Origin of the sequence: Stenotrophomonas maltophilia, from assembly GCF_039555535.1 — a bacterium.
Taxonomy (GTDB): domain Bacteria; phylum Pseudomonadota; class Gammaproteobacteria; order Xanthomonadales; family Xanthomonadaceae; genus Stenotrophomonas; species Stenotrophomonas maltophilia_Q.
This window is the reverse complement of the sequence record NZ_CP154630.1, coordinates 718147-735310: the sequence shown is the minus strand read 5'-3', so window position 1 is coordinate 735310 and position 17164 is coordinate 718147. Positions and strand designations below refer to the sequence as shown.

General features: G+C 65.0%; 19 protein-coding genes and 1 pseudogene. 6 read left to right on the top strand and 14 right to left on the bottom strand.

Features of this window, described 5'->3' with window-relative positions; translation table 11 throughout:
* Nucleotides 1-212: 212 nt before the first annotated feature.
* A complete protein-coding gene (locus tag AASM09_RS03275; RefSeq protein ID WP_049428915.1) occupies nt 213-626 on the top strand; it encodes a hypothetical protein in 414 nt (137 codons plus the stop codon).
* Nucleotides 627-790: 164 nt separating this feature from the next.
* On the opposite strand, the gene AASM09_RS03270 is transcribed toward AASM09_RS03275, so the two are convergent.
* From AASM09_RS03270 to AASM09_RS03260, 3 genes are all read right to left on the bottom strand, one after another.
* Entirely contained in the window at nt 791-1726 is a 936-nt protein-coding gene (locus AASM09_RS03270) for a fimbrial protein (RefSeq protein ID WP_049428916.1), read from the bottom strand.
* A 250-nt stretch (nt 1727-1976) separates the two neighbouring features.
* Entirely contained in the window at nt 1977-2441 is a 465-nt protein-coding gene (locus tag AASM09_RS03265; RefSeq protein ID WP_100443766.1) for a fimbrial protein, read from the bottom strand.
* A gap of 85 nt (nt 2442-2526) precedes the next feature.
* Nucleotides 2527-3135, bottom strand: coding sequence for a fimbria/pilus outer membrane usher protein (locus tag AASM09_RS03260; protein WP_238378676.1), 609 nt, complete (start codon nt 3133-3135; stop codon nt 2527-2529).
* Between AASM09_RS03260 and AASM09_RS03255 the strand changes: the two genes are divergently transcribed.
* Nucleotides 3115-4131 (top strand): IS30 family transposase, encoded by a 1017-nt coding sequence (locus AASM09_RS03255; protein WP_080355024.1) that lies wholly within the window; start codon nt 3115-3117, stop codon nt 4129-4131. The two genes, AASM09_RS03260 and AASM09_RS03255, sit on opposite strands and share 21 nt — an antisense overlap.
* Before the next feature lie 48 nt (nt 4132-4179).
* On the opposite strand, the gene AASM09_RS03250 is transcribed toward AASM09_RS03255, so the two are convergent.
* The 8 genes and pseudogenes from AASM09_RS03250 to AASM09_RS03215 form a co-directional block, all read right to left on the bottom strand.
* Nucleotides 4180-4866 (bottom strand): SGNH hydrolase domain-containing protein, encoded by a 687-nt coding sequence (locus tag AASM09_RS03250; protein ID WP_238378675.1) that lies wholly within the window; start codon nt 4864-4866, stop codon nt 4180-4182.
* A 171-nt stretch (nt 4867-5037) separates the two neighbouring features.
* A complete protein-coding gene (locus AASM09_RS03245; protein ID WP_238378721.1) occupies nt 5038-5418 on the bottom strand; it encodes an acyltransferase family protein in 381 nt (126 codons plus the stop codon).
* A gap of 103 nt (nt 5419-5521) precedes the next feature.
* Nucleotides 5522-6016, bottom strand: a pseudogene (locus AASM09_RS03240) (acyltransferase family protein); the annotation flags it as partial.
* Between the two features lie 160 nt (nt 6017-6176).
* Complete coding sequence (locus AASM09_RS03235) at nt 6177-7307, bottom strand: fimbrial protein (protein WP_238378674.1); 1131 nt, start codon at nt 7305-7307, stop codon at nt 6177-6179.
* A 190-nt stretch (nt 7308-7497) separates the two neighbouring features.
* Nucleotides 7498-7794 carry an autotransporter outer membrane beta-barrel domain-containing protein gene (locus AASM09_RS03230; protein WP_049429506.1) on the bottom strand — a complete coding sequence of 99 codons (297 nt, stop codon included), beginning with the start codon at nt 7792-7794 and terminating at the stop codon, nt 7498-7500.
* Nucleotides 7795-7875: 81 nt separating this feature from the next.
* Nucleotides 7876-8286, bottom strand: a complete 411-nt coding sequence (locus AASM09_RS03225) for an autotransporter outer membrane beta-barrel domain-containing protein (protein ID WP_157804764.1) — start codon at nt 8284-8286, stop codon at nt 7876-7878.
* Nucleotides 8287-8488: 202 nt separating this feature from the next.
* A complete protein-coding gene (locus AASM09_RS03220; protein ID WP_049429504.1) occupies nt 8489-8998 on the bottom strand; it encodes a fimbrial protein in 510 nt (169 codons plus the stop codon).
* A gap of 41 nt (nt 8999-9039) precedes the next feature.
* On the bottom strand, nt 9040-11517 hold the full coding sequence (locus AASM09_RS03215) for a fimbria/pilus outer membrane usher protein (protein WP_308306956.1): 2478 nt from the start codon (nt 11515-11517) through the stop codon (nt 9040-9042).
* 367 nt (nt 11518-11884) lie between these two features.
* Between AASM09_RS03215 and AASM09_RS03210 the strand changes: the two genes are divergently transcribed.
* The 4 genes from AASM09_RS03210 (at nt 11885) to AASM09_RS03195 (ending at nt 14620) form a co-directional block, all read left to right on the top strand.
* A complete protein-coding gene (locus tag AASM09_RS03210; RefSeq protein WP_049429503.1) occupies nt 11885-12397 on the top strand; it encodes a fimbrial protein in 513 nt (170 codons plus the stop codon).
* Nucleotides 12398-12459: 62 nt separating this feature from the next.
* On the top strand, nt 12460-13182 hold the full coding sequence (locus AASM09_RS03205; RefSeq protein WP_100443859.1) for a fimbrial biogenesis chaperone: 723 nt from the start codon (nt 12460-12462) through the stop codon (nt 13180-13182).
* The gene (locus AASM09_RS03200; RefSeq protein WP_238378673.1) at nt 13179-14147 is read left to right on the top strand and encodes a fimbrial protein; all 969 of its coding nucleotides are present in this window, start codon (nt 13179-13181) and stop codon (nt 14145-14147) included. Before AASM09_RS03205 ends, AASM09_RS03200 begins: the two co-directional genes overlap by 4 nt.
* A gap of 101 nt (nt 14148-14248) precedes the next feature.
* Nucleotides 14249-14620 (top strand): DUF805 domain-containing protein, encoded by a 372-nt coding sequence (locus AASM09_RS03195; RefSeq protein ID WP_049429502.1) that lies wholly within the window; start codon nt 14249-14251, stop codon nt 14618-14620.
* A gap of 200 nt (nt 14621-14820) precedes the next feature.
* Here the strand turns inward: AASM09_RS03195 and thiL are convergent, their stop codons facing one another.
* From thiL to ribH, 3 genes are all read right to left on the bottom strand, one after another.
* On the bottom strand, nt 14821-15783 hold the full coding sequence (thiL, locus tag AASM09_RS03190) for a thiamine-phosphate kinase (protein WP_049429501.1): 963 nt from the start codon (nt 15781-15783) through the stop codon (nt 14821-14823).
* Between the two features lie 367 nt (nt 15784-16150).
* Entirely contained in the window at nt 16151-16630 is a 480-nt protein-coding gene (nusB, locus tag AASM09_RS03185; protein WP_049429500.1) for a transcription antitermination factor NusB, read from the bottom strand.
* Nucleotides 16627-17094 (bottom strand): 6,7-dimethyl-8-ribityllumazine synthase, encoded by a 468-nt coding sequence (gene ribH, locus AASM09_RS03180; RefSeq protein ID WP_010481977.1) that lies wholly within the window; start codon nt 17092-17094, stop codon nt 16627-16629. Before ribH ends, nusB begins: the two co-directional genes overlap by 4 nt.
* Nucleotides 17095-17164: the final 70 nt, after the last annotated feature.

Genomic DNA, 17164 nt, shown 5'->3' with positions numbered 1-17164 from the left:
CGTTTACGCTTGCCTGCCGGCGTCACCGCCTTCCCTCGTGCCTGGGTGGCGTCGGCAGGCATTCTGTCCGCGGATCTTTGGCGGGCGGTGCGTGGGGGCCTCGTGCCCGCCGGCATTTGGCGACACTAATCACCGGTATTGGAACCACGCACCGTCCGCCACCCTCGCTGTTAAGCGGGGTGGCCCCTTGCTTCGCACACAAGGACGCCGCCATGACCACTTCCCACTATCCCCACCTGTTTGCCACCTTGGGCGAGGCCGCCACGCGCCTGCCTGACGACCTGGCGCGCACGCTCGAAAGCACCTTCGCCGCACTGCAGGAAGGCGAAGAGCCCGGCACCATCACGCTGCTGCACTGCCTGCAGCACATCCGCCAGGGCGACGCCGCCGATGGACAGCCGTGGCCTGGCAAAGGCCGCACGCCGGGGCAGCGGCTGGCACTGGCGCGCATCGACCGCGCCAATGCCGGGCTGACGTTTCTGTTGGAGTTGCTGCACGCTACAGAACGCGTGCGCGTGGATGGTGAGGTCAGCCAGCAGGTAGGCGATGACGCGCGCGAGGGATTGCTGCTGGCGTGCCGTGGGCTGGCCGAATATGTGGATGCGCAGCTGCACGCTGCATTGTAGAGCCGAGCCATGCCCGGCTGCTTTCCTGCCTGTCGTCTCGCGATGAAGCAGCGCTACGCGCGCAGCCGAGCATGGCTCGGCTCTACGTCGGCTGCACCAGCGCGCTATTTCCGCGGGGTCAATCGGCATCTGGCGCAGGTGCGAAGGCACCAAGCGACTTCCGCTCAATAATAGTTGGCCACCAGCACCGCCTGGCCAATGATCTCGCCGGCCAGCAACGGCTCACCTGCCAGGCGGATATAGCGCGCAGTGAACGGGATGCGTTCACTGGCGCCGGTGGAATCGGTATGCGCCCACACCCGTCCCATCGGCAACGGCAGACCGTTGTGCAGCACCTGCAGGCCCACACCCTGCGCACTGGAACCGGCCGCGGGCGCCAGAATGTCGCTCATGTTGCTGCGATCGGTGGCATCGTAGATTTCCAACGACACCGGACGGCCGGGAACACCGCAGTCCATCTGCACAGTAAAGTCCTTCGCGCCACCGCTACCAGTGGCGTCCAGCGCATCGGCGCTGATGGGGTCGAGCACGGGGCTGGCATCCATCAACGCGCAGGTGGTGCCCTGGAATTCATAGCCCAACTCGAAATGGAACTCGGCCGAGCCGGAGCCGAGCACCTGTACCGAGCCAAGTCGGCGCTGTGTCTGCGGTCGCACTGGGCCACCGCGGGAATAGAAGTACAGCTCGGCTTCCATGTAGTTTCCAGCAGCCTCGAATGACCAGGAATTATCACGCAATGCATCGATCGCACCGCCAACACCTTCAGCGCCATTGTCTGGAGAGTTGCTGAAGTACACGACAACCAGCGGAGAGTCCGGGCTCAGTTCGTATGCAGGTTCATCGTTAATGTCTCTCACGTAGGTCAATCCACTCAGCGCTGCGCGCAAGGTGGCCGACTCTTCAGCGTCGCACTGATAGTTGATGGCGGAGCTGTGCGCCACATGCAGCAAAACATCTGGCTCAGGCACGAAGCGCACCGGCACGGTCTGTGCGTAGGTGACGCTTGGAACATTGGGCACGCACGCCGCATGCGCGGCAAAGCCGAACGACGTCAGTCCGGCCAGCGTCAGTGCGCGCGCGACGTTGGGAACAACGTACATGATGGCTCCGGGGTGAAAGGTCGAAGCAATGCATGGTGCAGTTCAAACGGGCGCAGGACCATGCAACTTGTTGCGAAGTACGGCGAGCGGCGATTCGTGGCATTCGCGGGTCGCGCGCATACGCGCGCGTGGTGAGAGATGTGCAGCTTCACGTCGCTTGTGGAGGCGAGCCTTCGAGACATCACGGCCCCTGCGCGCCTCAGCCGAGCATGGCTCGACTCTACAACAACGCAGCCGCGCAAGCTCGACTCTACTCGTAGTCGGCAGTGACGGTGATTTCCGAGCGCACTTCACCTGCCTGCAGGCCGGTCAACGCGGTTGCGTAGTAGCCCGCGCGCAGCGGGAAGCTCGCCGTTGCACCGGTCACCGGCACCTCGATACCGGTATCCCCGTTCTTCAGATAGGTCGTTCCCGTGGCACCCGCCAGCAAGGCCACGCTCACACCCACTGCGGGGTCGGTGCTGGCCGTGTTCTGCCAGCGCTCGGCATCACCTGTGGCCGCCGTGCCGCTGAAGGACAGCACCGCCTTGCTCACGCCTACGCAACCGGTGAAGTTGAGCACGCCAGCCTTCAATCCGTTGTCGCCCACCACCAGTTCATCGGCCTTGATCGGATCAAGGGCGATCGGCGGTGCCGCCAGGGTGCAGGTGCCAGGCAGCACACGGCCGCTGATGGTGAGGGTGGCGGTGTCGGCCAGGGCGACGGAAGGAAACATGCCAGCGCAGGCTACCAAGGCGCAGACGAGAAACGAGGATTTCATGGAATTCTCCTGATTGGGGATGAACGACCGTAATGGATGCTCACAACGACGCGCTGGCCGCCGCCAGACGCTGTGGAACGCACACTCCCACGCTCCACGACAGCCCATAGGCGTCCGGAGCGTCAGGCATGCGGTACTCGATGCGGCAGCGCGCCGCGCCTTCGGGATCGATAATCAAGGCACCTGCATCCTGCGCGCCACGCAGCTGGATCACCCCGCCCTGCCCCACTGCGCCCAGCGGCAGGCCATCTTCGCTATGCACCTGCGCGGCAAACGGCAACGGCTGGCCCAGCGCGTCGGTGGCATCGATGAACAGGGTGCGCTCGCGGCGTACTTCAAACGGCACGCGCACGATGCCACCGGCGGTCGGTGCCACGCGCTGCGAGGTCTGCAGCAGTTCAACCTCCATCGGCAGGCCGGCCGGATCCAGATCCAGCGTGTTCCAGCGGTACGGGCTGATGTGCGGCACCAGTGCATAGCCATTGCCGGCCACGCGCACGCCCGTGCTGCTGCCCACGCGTGCCCCCTGCGCGCCCGGTGCCTGTACCAGCGCGAAGCCATCGCCGACCGGTGCCCCCAGATTGATGCCACCGCCATGCAACACCCCGCAACCGCGTAGGGTGCCCGCATGGGAAAGCATTACAGTCATTTGAGTTCCGAGGAACGTGCCGTGCTGCAGATCGAAGTCAGCAACGGGTCCAGCATTCATTCCATTGCCAGGCGTCTCAGTCGCAGCGCTTCCACCCTGTCGCGGGAACTGGGCCGGCAGGAGCACCCGGGATACGTTGCCAGGCTCGCAGGGCAGCGTTACCAGCTGCGCCGAAAGCGCAGCGTTCGCAGGCGAAAGCTGGTGGAGAGCAGCGCACTTTTCCAGAGTGTTCGTGACGATCTGGTCTTCTATCGCTGGTCGCCTCAGCAGATTGCTGCCAAGCTTCGGGTCATGCATCCGGATGACCCGAGCAAGCGCGTGAGCCACGAGACGATCTACGCTGCCATCTACGCGCACCCGCGCGGTGGTTTGAAGAAAGAGCTTGTGGAAGCGTTGCGCCAGCACAAGCCAACGCGTGGTCTGCGTCGCACCAGTGCCGCCAAGCGCACATGGGTGCCTGAGGAGCTTCGCATCGCCCACAGGCCGGAAGAAGTGGCTGAGCGTTTGATACCGGGGCATTGGGAAGGCGACCTGATAAAGGGCGCGTTCAACCGCACCTGCGTGGGCACGCTGGTGGAGCGCAAGACGCGCTTCGTCCTGCTGTGCAGGATGGATGGCTGCACTGCAGAGGACGCGCTGGAAGGCTTTACGCGGCAGATGAAGAAGCTGCCTCACTTTCTGCTTGGAAGTCTGACCTACGACCGCGGCACCGAGATGACCTGCTACAAGGAGCTCATGCGACGGCTGAACATCGATCTCTGGTTCGCCGACCCACATGCGCCGTGGCAACGCGGCAGCAACGAGAACACCAATGGCCTGCTGCGCCAGTTCATGCCCAAGGGCGCTGACCTGTCCAAGGCCAGCCAGGAATATCTCAACAACGTTGCCGACCTGATGAACGCACGTCCGCGACAGACGCTTGGCTGGAAGACGCCGAATCAAGCGGTGGAAGAGGAATTCGCAAAGTTCAATTCAAGTGTTGCGCTTGCAAGTTGAGACCGCCGTTTCAAGAGCAGCCGAGCATGGCTCGGCTCTACAGGAAGATCAGTCGAGCAAGCTCGACTCTACGGTGTCGATCAGCAGCTGACGGAAGTGCGGCAGCAACACGCGGTTGCCGTGTCCGCTCAAATGGTCGTTGTCGAAGAACAGCGGCTGGCCATCTTCCACTGCCAGGCAAACCTCGGGCCCGCACAGCAGCGGCAGCGGGTCCCACACGGCCAGCGACGGGTAGCGCGCGGCAAGATCGACCAGCAATGCCATCTGCGGTGCACGCAGCCTCTCCAGGTCGGCGCGGCGCATCTGCAATCCACCGGCACACGCCGGGTTCATGCGGTTGAACCAGTCCGAGCACCGATAGGCGCCGGCCTTGAACAGCGGCATCGGTGCGTCGATCACCACCTGCACGCCCAGCACCTGCAGCCGCTGCAGCACGCGCTCGGCTTCCTCGCGTGCGGCCTGGGCGTCGGCCGGCGTCTGCTGGGTCAGCAAGGTGCGGTAGACCGTCTCATCGTCCTGCTGCGACCAATCGATGCCCCGCAGTTCGGGCGTGCGCAATGCCGCCAGCAGCACGATGTCACCCGGGCGCGCCTCGCGCTCGATCTGCGAAAGCGCCTGCTCGATAAAGCCCTGGCAGGCGGCCGGGCTGGCCCGCAGCAGGTTCACGAAGCTGCAGCCGCCCTGATCGCTCTGATGCAATTCCATGCCGGTCTGGCGCGCCACCATGCTGGTCATGGTGCGATATGCAGCGGCGTGCGAATCGCCGGCAACGAACAGGCGACGTCCGTCCAGGTTCGGTGCCGCGACCGGCTCCAGCGGCCGCCAGGCCGGGTAGCGGCGCGCCTACCAGGCATGGCTGTCACGGGTCACACTCAGCGAGATGCGCTCCTGATGTTCCACGCTGGCCTACGTGGCCACGCCACACAGCGCCACCAGAAGCCCCGCCGATGCCAGCGTCTTCATCGGCGCCCAACGCAGCAATGGCCCGGCGTTCCGCAGCGGCTGCTCGACCAAGTGATAAGACGCAGCCGACACCGCCAGCAGCAGCACTGGGTACAGCCACAATGCCGCGCCCTGCAGCCCATAAGTCCAACGCAGCAGCACCAGCAGCGGCCAGTGCCACAGATACAGCGAGTACGACAGGCGGCCCAGATACACCAGCGGCGACCAGCCCAGAACCCGGGCGATACCACCATCTGCCTGTCGGGAAACGCCTGCCAACAGCAGCAGCGTGCCGACCACGGTGGCCAGCACGCCCGGCATCGGCATGGGCAGATGCCGGGCCATCCATCCGCCGGCCACCAGCAACGCCAGACCTCCAGCCCGCCCATAGCACCGACAGCCCGGTGAGTACCGGCAACAACGCAGGTGTCCACCACCAGTACCCGCGGCCGCGCAGCCACACCATGAACACCAGCGGGAAGACCAGATAGAACTGCTCTTCCACACCCAATGTCCACGTATGCAGGAACGGATTCAGTTCTGCGCCGGGGGAGAAATAGTCATCGTCCTGGCCGGCCAGGACAATGTTGCTGAGCCCGGCCAACGCGGCCCAGCCGGTCTGGTCGAACTGCTCGTTGCGCCATGCGCGCGGAATGAACAGGGCCGACAGCACGAAGGTGGCCAGCAGCATCAGCAGCAGCACCGGCAACAGCCGCAGCGCGCGACGTCGATAGAAATCCAGCAGCAGACGGGCCGTGGGCTGGGAGCCACGCGACGCCAGCGCCTGACTGATCCCGAAGCCGGAAATGACGAAGAACATGTCCACGCCGGTGAAGCCACCGGGCAGCCACGCAGCATCGATATGAAAAACAATGACGGCCAGCACGGCCAATGCGCTCCCGCCATCGATGGCGGGAGCGTGTGGACGAATGAAGGCAGACATACGGAGAAGGCAATCGGCGACAAGGGAGGGGCCAGCATTGCTATCCCCAACCCTGAGCTCAATGGACGATTACGTCAGCGATGAGAGTTACTCAGGGGAGATCCAGAATCAATGCCCTGACAGACCGTTACCAGTTGGTAGTACGTCAAACAGATGAAGGTCAGTTGTAGTCCAGGCTCAGCGTTGCCTGCCCCTTGATCTCACCAGGCTCCAATGCTTCTGCATTGCGCACGTAACGCGCGCTGAAGGGAATGTTCTGCATACCCACCCGTGACGGACCATGATCCCAGGTCTCGCCAAACCTCACCGCATTACCACCCCGCAACAGCTCCAGGTCCACCCCCCGCGCATCGGAGTCCGACGTCGGTGTCAACCGGCTGCCCACGTTACCGGAATCGAGCGCGTCCACAATCTGCAACGTGACATTGGCACCTGCCGTCAGACAATTCATCTGCATGTTGAAGGTCTTCTCGCCGATCGGGCGCCCTACCGCAGGCAGCGCATCAGCGGAAACATTGTCAAGTACCACCGAGTTGTCACCGATCGTACACGTCGGCGAACGCATCTGTATGCCCAGACTGACCGGAACGGTTACCGACAGCCCAGGTGCCTGCTGCAAGGTAATCTCTATCGTGCCCAGATTTCCATAGGGAGCGCCACTGGTTGGTCCGCCCCTAGCGAAAAGCCTAGTGTACAGCCTGAAATCGAGGCCGAACGAGCCGGACCTGGTGGTGTACTGCGTTGTGTTGGGCCCCATCGAAAGCGGGAGTCGGCCAGTTGGGGAGCCACTGTTCTCAATGATCGCAACGATGCCCACCAGCGGTGATCCCGGGTGCAACTCGTACGCGGGAACCGACAGACCAAACAATTCAACGTCCCGGACATAGGTAAGCCCAGGCAGATTCGCCTGGATGTTCACGTCATACGTCGCTGCTCTGCAGCCGGTGAATAAGCCGTTACGGCCTGTGTGGACATTGGTCAAGAAGGCATCCGGCTCGCTGACGTAGTTCACCGTGACGTCTTCATCAATGGGAATCTCCCTCGACACGGTGGAGCAGGCCTGCACGGTGGTACACGCGACCAGTCCAGCCACGGCTGTCAGCGCGGCAAACGATGCCCGCTGCCCACCCTTCAAAGGATTGACGCAAGACACGGAACTGCGCGGTTGCCGCAGCACTCGAAGTAGGCCGTTGCAAGGCAGCTTCAGCATTCCGAAAGCTTGCTTGCAATGAACGGCGAAGCGTCGAATCCGCGCATTCCTTCTGCGCAGGGAAAGATCGGTGGTAAGCATGAATTGTCTCCTGCTGCATCCCGGTAACGGGCGGGGTATAATCACTGTTTGGTGGTCGCGACCCACAATGCGCCGCGAAGCTGGCGGCCGATGAGTTGTAGATGGCCAACAGTCGCTGCGCATGGTGCCGGGCCTTACTGGCCAGTGCCATGCAATTGGTTGCGGTTCTGCCAGATCAACGCCACAGCGGTTACCAGGCCATGCGTAGGCCCATCTGCGCCGAGATCCTACGCTGGCCGCGACCACCGTGCTCCGCGTTCAGGCCCGCCCAGGCGCCCCGGCGCACGCCCCACTGCAGATCGACACCCGCCTGCAGTTCACGCCGATCGCTCTTCCGAGAATCGTGCATGTCGCCGCTCAGCCAGTACACGGCCGCATAGGGTTGCAGCAGGCTGCGCTGGCCCTCATGCCAGGTGGAAACCCGCAGCCCCGCACCGGCCTCCATGCCGTCGGCATGCCGCAACAGCACCTGCGGCTGCAGCTGCAATGGCCAACGTGCGCCCCTACGCAAATTGAATGTGAAGCCGCCTTCCAGCGACGCCAGCCATGGCCGCGAGTCGCGGGCCGCTTATGTCAGGCTCGCGCCGTACACATGGCTGCGGAACTGCGCCGCCTGCAGGCTGGCATCGAGATAGGCTCCAGCCGCGCCATCTGCCTGTTGCAGCCAAGTGCCGTACACGCCGACCGTAGTTCCTTGCACGCGTTCCTTCCCGCCGCGACCAGACGCCGTGGAAACCACGTGACCATCGCTGCGGCTGCTGCCCACCATCACGCCCATAAGCACATGACTCGATTGCAGCACATCGCTACCCAGCTGTACCGCCGCGCCGCTTTCGTATGCATTGTTGCTCAGCGTGGCGACACGCACCCATGCATTGCGTCCGTCTTCCAGCGTGAGTGTGCCGCGACGGTCATGCGCGCGCAGGGCCAACAGGACAGCGGCCCGAGCACTACCCAGCTGCACTGCATCGGTGGCCAAATCGCCAGCCATGACCGGTGCAGCAGCGCAAACGCCCGCAGATGGTGTGCGCGAAGGGCTGCTGCTGCCATGCCGGGGGTTGGCCGAGTATGTGGACGTGCAGTTGCACGCCGCGCTGTAGAGTCGAGCTTGCTCGACTTCGCAGACACCGCGGAAGGCAGTCGAGCAAGCTCGACTCTACGATGGGGCGGCGCGCGGCGCGTTATTCGTAGTCTGCGGTAACGGTGATTTCGGTGCGCACTTCGCCGGCCTGCAGGCCAGTCAACGCGGTGGCGTAGTAGCCGGCACGCAGCGGGTAGCTGGCGGTGGCGCCGGTGACCGGCACTTCAATACCGGTGTCGCCGTTCTTCAGGTAGGTGTTGCCGCTGGCACCGGCCAGCAGGGCCACGCTGACGCCCGCTGCCGGGTCGGTGCTGGCGGTATTCTTCCAGCGCTGCGCATCGCCATCGGCCGCCGTGCCGCTGAACGACAAGACCGCCTTGCTTACACCTACGCAGCCGGTGAAGTTCAGCGCGCTGGTTTTCAGCCCATTGTTGCCAACCACCAGCTCATCGGCCTTGATCGAGTCCAGTGTGATCGGTGGCGCCGCCAGTGTGCAGGTACCCGGCAGCACGCGACCGCTGATGGTGAGCGTGGCGGAGTCGGCCGAGGCCACGGCGAGCAGCATGCCGACAGTGATCGCGACGATACAGGCAACTAGTGAAGCTTTCATGGAATTCTCCTGACGAGGATTGAAAGTACGCGGCGGCTTACTCATAGCGAAGCGCTGGCCGCCGCCAGACGCTGCGGAACACACTCGCCCACGCTCCACGACAGCCCATAGGCGTCGGGAGCATCGGGCATTCGGTACTCGATGCGGCAACGCGCCGCGCCTTCGGGGTCGACAATCAAGGCACCTGCATCCTGCGCGCCACGCAGCTGGATCACCCCACCCTGCCCCACCGCACCCAACGGCAAGCCGTCTTCGCTGTGTACCTGCGCGGCGAATGGCAGCGGCTGGCCCAGCGCATCGGTGGCGTCGATGAACAGCGTGCGCTCACGGCGCACGTCGAACGGCACCCGTACGATCCCACCAGCGGTCGGCGCCACGCGCTGCGAGGTCTGCAACAGTTCCACTTCCATCGGCAGGCCAGACGGATCCAGATCCAGCGTGTTCCAGCGGTACGGGCTGATGTGCGGCACCAGTGCATAGCCATTGCCGGCCACGCGCACGCCCGTGCTGCTGCCCACGCGTGCGCCCTGCGCGCCCGGTGCCTGTACCAGCGCGAAGCCATCGCCCACCGGTGCGCCCAGGTTGATGCCACCACCATGCAGCACCGCGCTGCCCGAGGCGCCCAGCGACAGGCTGCTGTAGTCGCCCACGCGGCTGTAGCCGGCATCGACGTGGCCGCGCCCGCCCTGCCACGCGGCGTAGGCACTGTGGCTGCCTTGCCCGCTGCCCTGGGTAGTGGACAGCGTGTAACTGAGCGCGCGCGATTCACCCAGGTTGCCGGTCAGGGTGGCTTGGGCCTGCCCGCCACTGCCGGCATGGCTGAGCTGGGTGCTCATGCGCGGCGCATGATGGGTGCGGCCCAGCGGCACGCTCAGGGTGAAGGCATAGCGGGTGTCCTGGCGTCCATCGCCCTGCTGGTAGCGCAGGGCCGACAGCCCGTAGTTCGCCCGCCGCGTGCTGGTCTGCACACTCAGCTGCAGGTCGCTGCGGCTGCGGCTGCTGTCCCAGTAGGCGACCTGGCCGCCGCTCAGGTGCAGCGTGGTGCGCTCTCCCAGCTTCTGCGAGAAATTCAGCTGGTAGCGCTCGCGTGCACGAAAGCCGTAACCCCATTCGTCCACCGCGCCGCCGCCGAGCACGCGCGCGGTGTCGTTCAGACTGAGGAAGCCGCGCGTGCTGTAGCGGTAGGCAGCCAGACCGAAGTTGGTGCCGGTGGCCTGCACATAGCGCTGGTAGTTCACCCGGAAGCTGTTGCCGGACATGCGCTCACCCGGCGCCAAGTTGGCGCGCGAATGGGTGACGTCTACGCCGAAGGCGCCGATACGGGTGTTGATGGCCGCGCCCGACAACAGCGATTGGTAGTGCTGGCCGACCTGCGTACCGCCCAGCAGGGTAAGGCCGTTGCTGATGCCACGCGCGTAGGTGCCTTCGGCAAAGCGCAGCGGCTGCAGGGTGCGCTGGGTGTCGCGCAGCTCGCCCACGGTGAACGCGAAGCGCGAAGCACCTGCGCGCAGCGCCTGTGGCACTGCAGAGAAGTTCACGTTGAAGCGCTGCTCGCGGCCATCGGCCTCGGTGACCGTGACCTCCAGGTCGCCGCCGAAACTGGTGGGGTACAGATCCTCGATGGAGAATGGACCGGGCGCCACGTTGCTTTCGTGGATGATGTTGCCGTTCTGGCGGATGGTGACACGTGCCGCGCCTTCGGCGATGCCCTGCACCTTCGGCGCATAGCCGCGCAGCGAATCGGGCAGCATGCGGTCATCGCTGGCCACGCGCACACCGGTGAAGGCCACGCTGTCGAACAGCTCGCCACCGGTATTGCCCTGGCCCAGCAGCAGCTGGCTGTTCCAGGCCGGAATGTCGCGCTGCACGTGGCTGCTGATGACGTTGTAGTTCGAGCCACGCGTACTGTGTGTAAAGGAAGATCGATGACGCAGCCGCCAGGCCCCGGCATTGAACCCTGCGTTCAGGCCCAGGTAGGAACTCTCACGCCCCTGGCTTCGGTAATGATTGCCGCTGTAGTTCACGAACGCGGCCGTGATGCCGTCGTCGCGCAGCTCCGGCGCCACGAAGCCGCGTGCGGTACTGGCCTGTGCGGCCTGCGGCAGGCTGATCGACAGTTCCAGGGTGCCGCTGTCGAAGGCGACGCGTGCGCCTTGCACACGCTCTGCCAGATCGACGCAGGCCGCTGCATTGCCGGGCAGCGCATCCAGGTATTCCGGCTTCAGCGGCAGCAGGCGAACCAGCGACACTGGAATACACGGCACCGCCACGTGCGGGTCCTGGTCGATGGCGAAGCGGATGTCCTGGCTACGCAGGAACTGGCCGTTCACATGTACATCCACCGCGTAGTCGCCTGCAGGCAGCGGATTGCCGTTGACATAGCGCGCCATGTCGATGGCCTCGCCGCCAAGCAGGAAGCCTTCGCTGAACTCGGGTGCGGGTGAGGCGGCAACAGCAAGGGCGGGCAGACCCGCCAGCAGCGCGGTACCGATGGCACGTGCCAGGGGAACGGGTTTCACCGGGCGCATTGCGCCGGCCCACCGCGATGCGGCGGAAGTCGGAAACTGCATGTGGCGGGTGGCCGCGTGAGCACGCGGCGGCTTCGTGGGGGGACGCCAGACTAGGAGTGTGCTCTTGCCAATGACATTCAACTTGTTGCATTTCGCCTGACGCATCTGCACCAGTGTCGGCGACAACCCACGCTCCGCCAACAACGGGCACGAACAGCCGCCTCGCGTGCGTGATGACGCAACTGCGTGGAGGTCTTCCGCCATGCAAGTGCATTTGCAAGTTGTTGCATTCACCCGGCGACAGCAAGCGCGGAGACTACGCACCGCTGGCTGCTGCGCGGCCAATGCACATCCTTCCCTCCGTTGAGAACTTCGCATGTCCCTGAAACTGCGCCTGCTGTCCCTGTCCCTGCTCGCCGCCGCTGCGCCGGCCGCGTACGCCGAATCACTGGAAATCACCGGTGAGCTGATGCCGTCGACCTGCTCGGTCGGCTCCGCTGGCGGCACCATCACCGTGCCGATGGGCCAGGTCGATCTGGCTTCGGTGAACGCCAACACCCGTGCTGGCCAGAAGAACTTCACCATCGCGCTGGACTGCACCGGCTCGGGTGCCGAGCAGGATGTGGGCGTGCGCTTCGGCGGCACCCCGGACGGCAGCACCGGCAACCTTGCACTGACCGTCGCGTCCGGCGCCACCAACGTGGGCGTGGCCCTGTATGACGGCGCCGGCAACCACCAGAAGATCGGTGATGACCCGACCCAGTGGGTCACCATCGCCGCCGGCGGCACTGGCCAGCTGGACTACAGCGCGTGGTATGCCTCGCCGGGCCAGAACGCGACACAGGGTACCGCCAACGCCTCCGGCGATTTCGTGGTGGTCTACAAGTAAGCCCCTGGCCGCCCGGCGCACGGATGCGCCAGGCGGCCATCTTCATCATCAAGAGGTTTCCCATGAAGCACCACGCATCGACGTGGCTGTGCGCGTCGCTGGCGATGGCCGTTGCGCTGCCTGCTACCGCGGCGGTCACGCTGCAGGGTACGCGTATCGTGTACGACGCCGGCAAGGGCCGCGACACCACCGTGCGCGCCAGCAACGTGGGCGAGCTGCCGGCCATGACCCAGGTCTGGATTGACGATGGCAACGCGCAGTCGCGCCCGGAAGATGTGCGTACGCCGTTCCGGCTGACCCCCGCCGAGCCACGCCTGCTGCAATCCAAGCAGGGCCAGGCCTATCGCATCACCTACGCGCCGCGTCCATCGGAGGCACCGCTGCCGACCGACCGTGAATCGGTTTTCTACTTCAATCTGCTGGACATTCCGCCCAAGCCCGCCAACGTCGCCGACAAGAACCTGCTGCAGTTCGCCGTGCGCACACGGGTGAAGCTGTTCCATCGCCCCGCCGGCCTGCCCGGCAGCGCGCGCGATGCGGCCGCACAGTTGCAATGGCGCGCTGACGGTGGTGCGCTACAGGTGAGTAACCCCAGCGCCTACCACGTGACGCTGAGCACGCTGAAACTGGCCGATGGCCGCAGCGTGGACGTGGACATGATCGCGCCGGGCCAGAGCGCGCGCTTCGCGCTGCCGGAGGGTGCGGCGATGCCGGCGTCGGTGACCTTTACCTGGCTGGATGACTACGGCGCGCCGCGCGAGCAGCAGGCAGCGGTCAGCCGATGAAGCCTGCACGCCCGTGGCACTGGGCGCCGTTGCTGTGTCTGGTCGCGACGCTCTTCCTGTTTGAAGCGGGTGCCGCCTGGGCCTGCACTGCCGTGACCGATGGCTTTGCCAGCACGATGTATCCGGTGGTGTTGAACGAGCGCGAATCGTTCGACTACTCCTTTGGCGCGGCCGGTGTCGAGTTCAGTGGCTGCCCGAACACTGCGCCGCTGGAGTTCGAGGTGGAGTTCGATACCCCGATGACGCTGCTGGGCACGGTGGAGTACCGCGGCCTGACCTTCGGCAAGTTCCAGGCGTCTGATACTTCACCATTGGTACTGCTGGGCGTGTACGAGGAGCGCGGCGGCATTGCCAACGGCGTGGCGTTCACCATGAGTGGGCAAAGCCTGGTGCTGACCGTTCCTGCTTCGTCGCGGGCGAAGCTGTTGACCGAACTGTCGGTCTCCGGGCGTCGCAACGTACAGAGCGAAGCGATCTCGCGTACCTCGCAACTGCGCATCCGCCCGCGCAGCAATCCTTCATTGGTGGGCACAGGCACGCTTGAACTCGGGTTCGATGTCTCGGTGATACGCGACTGCGCGGTGCAAGGCGCCACGCTGACACTGGACGATGTACCCGCCAATGCACTGGCAGGTGCCGGAAGTTCGGCGGGCGACAAGGACTTCGTGGTGAACATGGCCTGCAGCCACGACAACGTGCCGGTGGAGCTGACCCTGACCGACGCGCATGTGCCCGGCGGCAGCGGCAGCATGCTTGCCGCCGCACCTGGCAGCGATGCCGCAGGCGTGCAGATCGAACTGCTGCGCAATGGCCTGCCGGTGCAGCTGGGCACGCCCTGGTCGTACGGCATGGCGCAGACCGGAAGCAACCCGATTCCGCTCAGCGCGCGCTATGCCCGCAACGCCGACGCGCTGGTGGCCGGCGCGATTGTCGGCGAAGCCGTACTGATGGCCGATTACCCCTGAGTGCCGTGGCGGTCGGGTTCAGATCCTTCTGCCAGTCGGCAGACGGATCTGAACCCGCCAATCGTGACCAGTGTTTTCACCGCCCCAAAGGAGAAAAGTAGATGCACAAGATGATGGTTCCGCTGAAGCGCTATACCCAGTTCACTGGGCGCGCCAGCCGCAGCGAGTACTGGTGGTTCCAGCTGTTCATGATGATGTTTACGGTTCCGTTGAACGTACTGGGCCTCATTGCCGGCCACATCAACTCCACATCGCTGGCGTTGGTTTCATCCGGGCTGACAGTGGCGGTATGGCTGGCACTGGCACTGCCACTGATCGCGGTGACCATTCGCCGGCTGCACGACACCGATCGTTCGGGCTGGTGGCTGCTGCTGATGTTGGTGCCGTTTGCCGGCTTGGCCGTGCTGGTGTTCATGCTGCTGCCCAGCACGCCGGTTGACAATCGGTTTGGCAAACCCGTTCCGCACGTATAAGCGATTACGCCGGGCAATGCCTGGTGTTTTTGTTTGTCGCGCCCCCGCTCTGGCAGGTGTCGACCTTGGTCGACACGAGGCCGGCAAGGAGGCCTGACAGATCAGTGCCAACCAAGGTTGGCACCTACCATGGCAACGCTCTGACGCCAAGCTGGGGTCAGAGCCCTTTGCGCTGCAAAGGGATCCGACCCCGCCATGCTTCAGGCGAAGTGCTGGTAACCACCATCGGCGGCTTCGCCATCCACATGCACGCCCTGCCCTTCGGCGATGCGGCCGATACGGGTGAGCGGCAGGTCCAGCGATTCGGCGAGGTAATGCAGCGCATCGCGCTGGTCAGCGGCGGCGGTGAAGCACAGTTCGTAGTCGTCACCGCCGCGCAGTGCGCATTCGCGGGCGGTTTCACGGCCCAGCAGCTCACGCAGCGCATTCGAAATCGGCAACAGATCGGCATCGACATGCGCGGCCACCGCGCTGCGCGTGGCGATGTGGCCCAGGTCGGCCAACAGGCCATCAGACACGTCCACCGCTGCATGCGCGAACGCCCGCAGGCGCAGGCCGAGGGTGACGCGCGGCGTCGGTCGCAGCAGGCGCAGGCGCAGGCTTTCGTAGTCGGCCAGCAGCGTGGCGGTGGCCACGTTCAGCGCACCCTGCTGCCACAGGCGCAGCGCACCGGCGGCATCGCCCAGCGTGCCACTGACCCAGATATCGTCGCCCACCTGTGCACGGTCGCGGCGCAGTGCCTGGCCACGGCCGACCTGGCCCATCGCAGTGACCGACAGCGACAGCGGGCCGCGCGTGGTGTCGCCACCGATCAGCGCGATGTCGTGCTGGTCGGCGAGGGCGAAGAAACCGTCGGCGAAGGCTTCGATCCAATCCTCGCTCGCATCGGGCAATGACAGCGCCAGCGTGCACCACGCCGGGCGCGCGCCCATCGCAGCGAGGTCGGACAGGTTGACGGCCAGCGTCTTCCAGCCGATGTCGAACGCCGGGGTTTCGGCCGGGAAATGCACGCCGCTGTTGAGCGTATCGGCGGTGACCACCAGCTGTTCGTTCGGGCGCGGCTGCAGCAGCGCGGCGTCATCACCGATGCCGAGCAGGATGTCGTCGCGCTCGAGGGTGCGGGCGCGGATGCGGTCGATGAGGGCGAATTCGGCCAGGGACATGGGGGCGCTCCGGCGGGTTGCATGGATGGGCGGCGGGCGCGGGTGGATCGTGCCGATGGGGGACAACCGATGGGAAACCGATCGGATGGAACCGGTGGGAATCCGACGGGGTAGAGTCGACTGTTAGTCGACTGCTCTCCCGTCCGACACCCCGACTGCTGATCGAAAGGCAGTCGACTAACAGTTGACTCTACCAAAGCAGGTTCCCGCGCCATTCGAAAATCAAAGCAGGTTCCCGCGCCGTTCGAAGTCCAAAGCAGGTTCCCGCGCCGTTCAAAGATCAAAGCAGGTTCCCGCATCGTGCAACGGTCGAGCGGGTTTTCACCCATGCCAACCAAGGTTGGCATCCACCAGAAGCAGAAACGGGTCAGTGACCCGATTCGACCTTGCGCCATTCCACGGCGGCACGATCCAGCACACCATTGACGTAGGTGTGGCCGTGTTCGGAACCGAAGCGCTTGGCCGATTCGATGGCTTCGTTGATCACCACGCGGTACGGCACGTCCAGGCGGTAACGCAGCTCATAGGCGGCCAGGCGCAGCACCGCGCGTTCGATCGCGTCCACTTCCTCGATGCCGCGGTCCAGGTACGGGGCCAGGGCTTCGTCGATGTCACGACGGTTGTCGAGCACGCCATGCACCAGCGCTTCGAAGTACGCCAGGTCGGCGATTTCACGGGCCTGCTCATGCGCGAACTGGGCGATCAGCGACTGGGCGTTGCCGCCGGAGATCTGCCAGGCATAGATGGCCTGCACGGCACGGCGGCGGGCGCGCGAGCGCAGCACCGGATCGACGCCATCGCGGCGGACGGGTTTACCGGAGGGCTTGCCCTGGGTGTTCTTGTTCATGGCAGCTGCTCCAGAAGATTGACCATTTCCAATGCGGCGAGTGCGACTTCCTCGCCCTTGTTGCCGTGGCTGCCGCCTGCGCGGGCCTCGGCGTCTTCAACGCGTTCCACCGCCAGCACGCCGTTCAGCACCGGCACGCCGAAGTCCAGCTGCACGCGCATCAGGCCTTCGGCGCAGCGGTCGGCCACGTGTTCGTAGTGGCGGGTATCGCCACGGATCACGCAGCCCAGGGTGAGGATGGCGGCGTGTTCATGGGCGGCGGCCAGGCGCGCGGCCACCAGCGGCAGTTCCCAGGCACCCGGCACGCGGATCACGTCGATGTTGGCTTCGGTGATGCCGTTGCCGGCCAGGCTCTGGCGGGCGCCAGCGACCAGCGTATCGGTGATGCGGGCGTTCCAGCGGCTGGCCAGGATGGCGAAGCGCGCTGATTCGGGAGTGCGAAGATCGCCTTCGTAGTGGCTCATATGCGGCTTGGGGGACTCGATAAGGGGGTAATTCTAGCGTGGATGGGCCCCGGCCGTGGCTCGCGGGGAC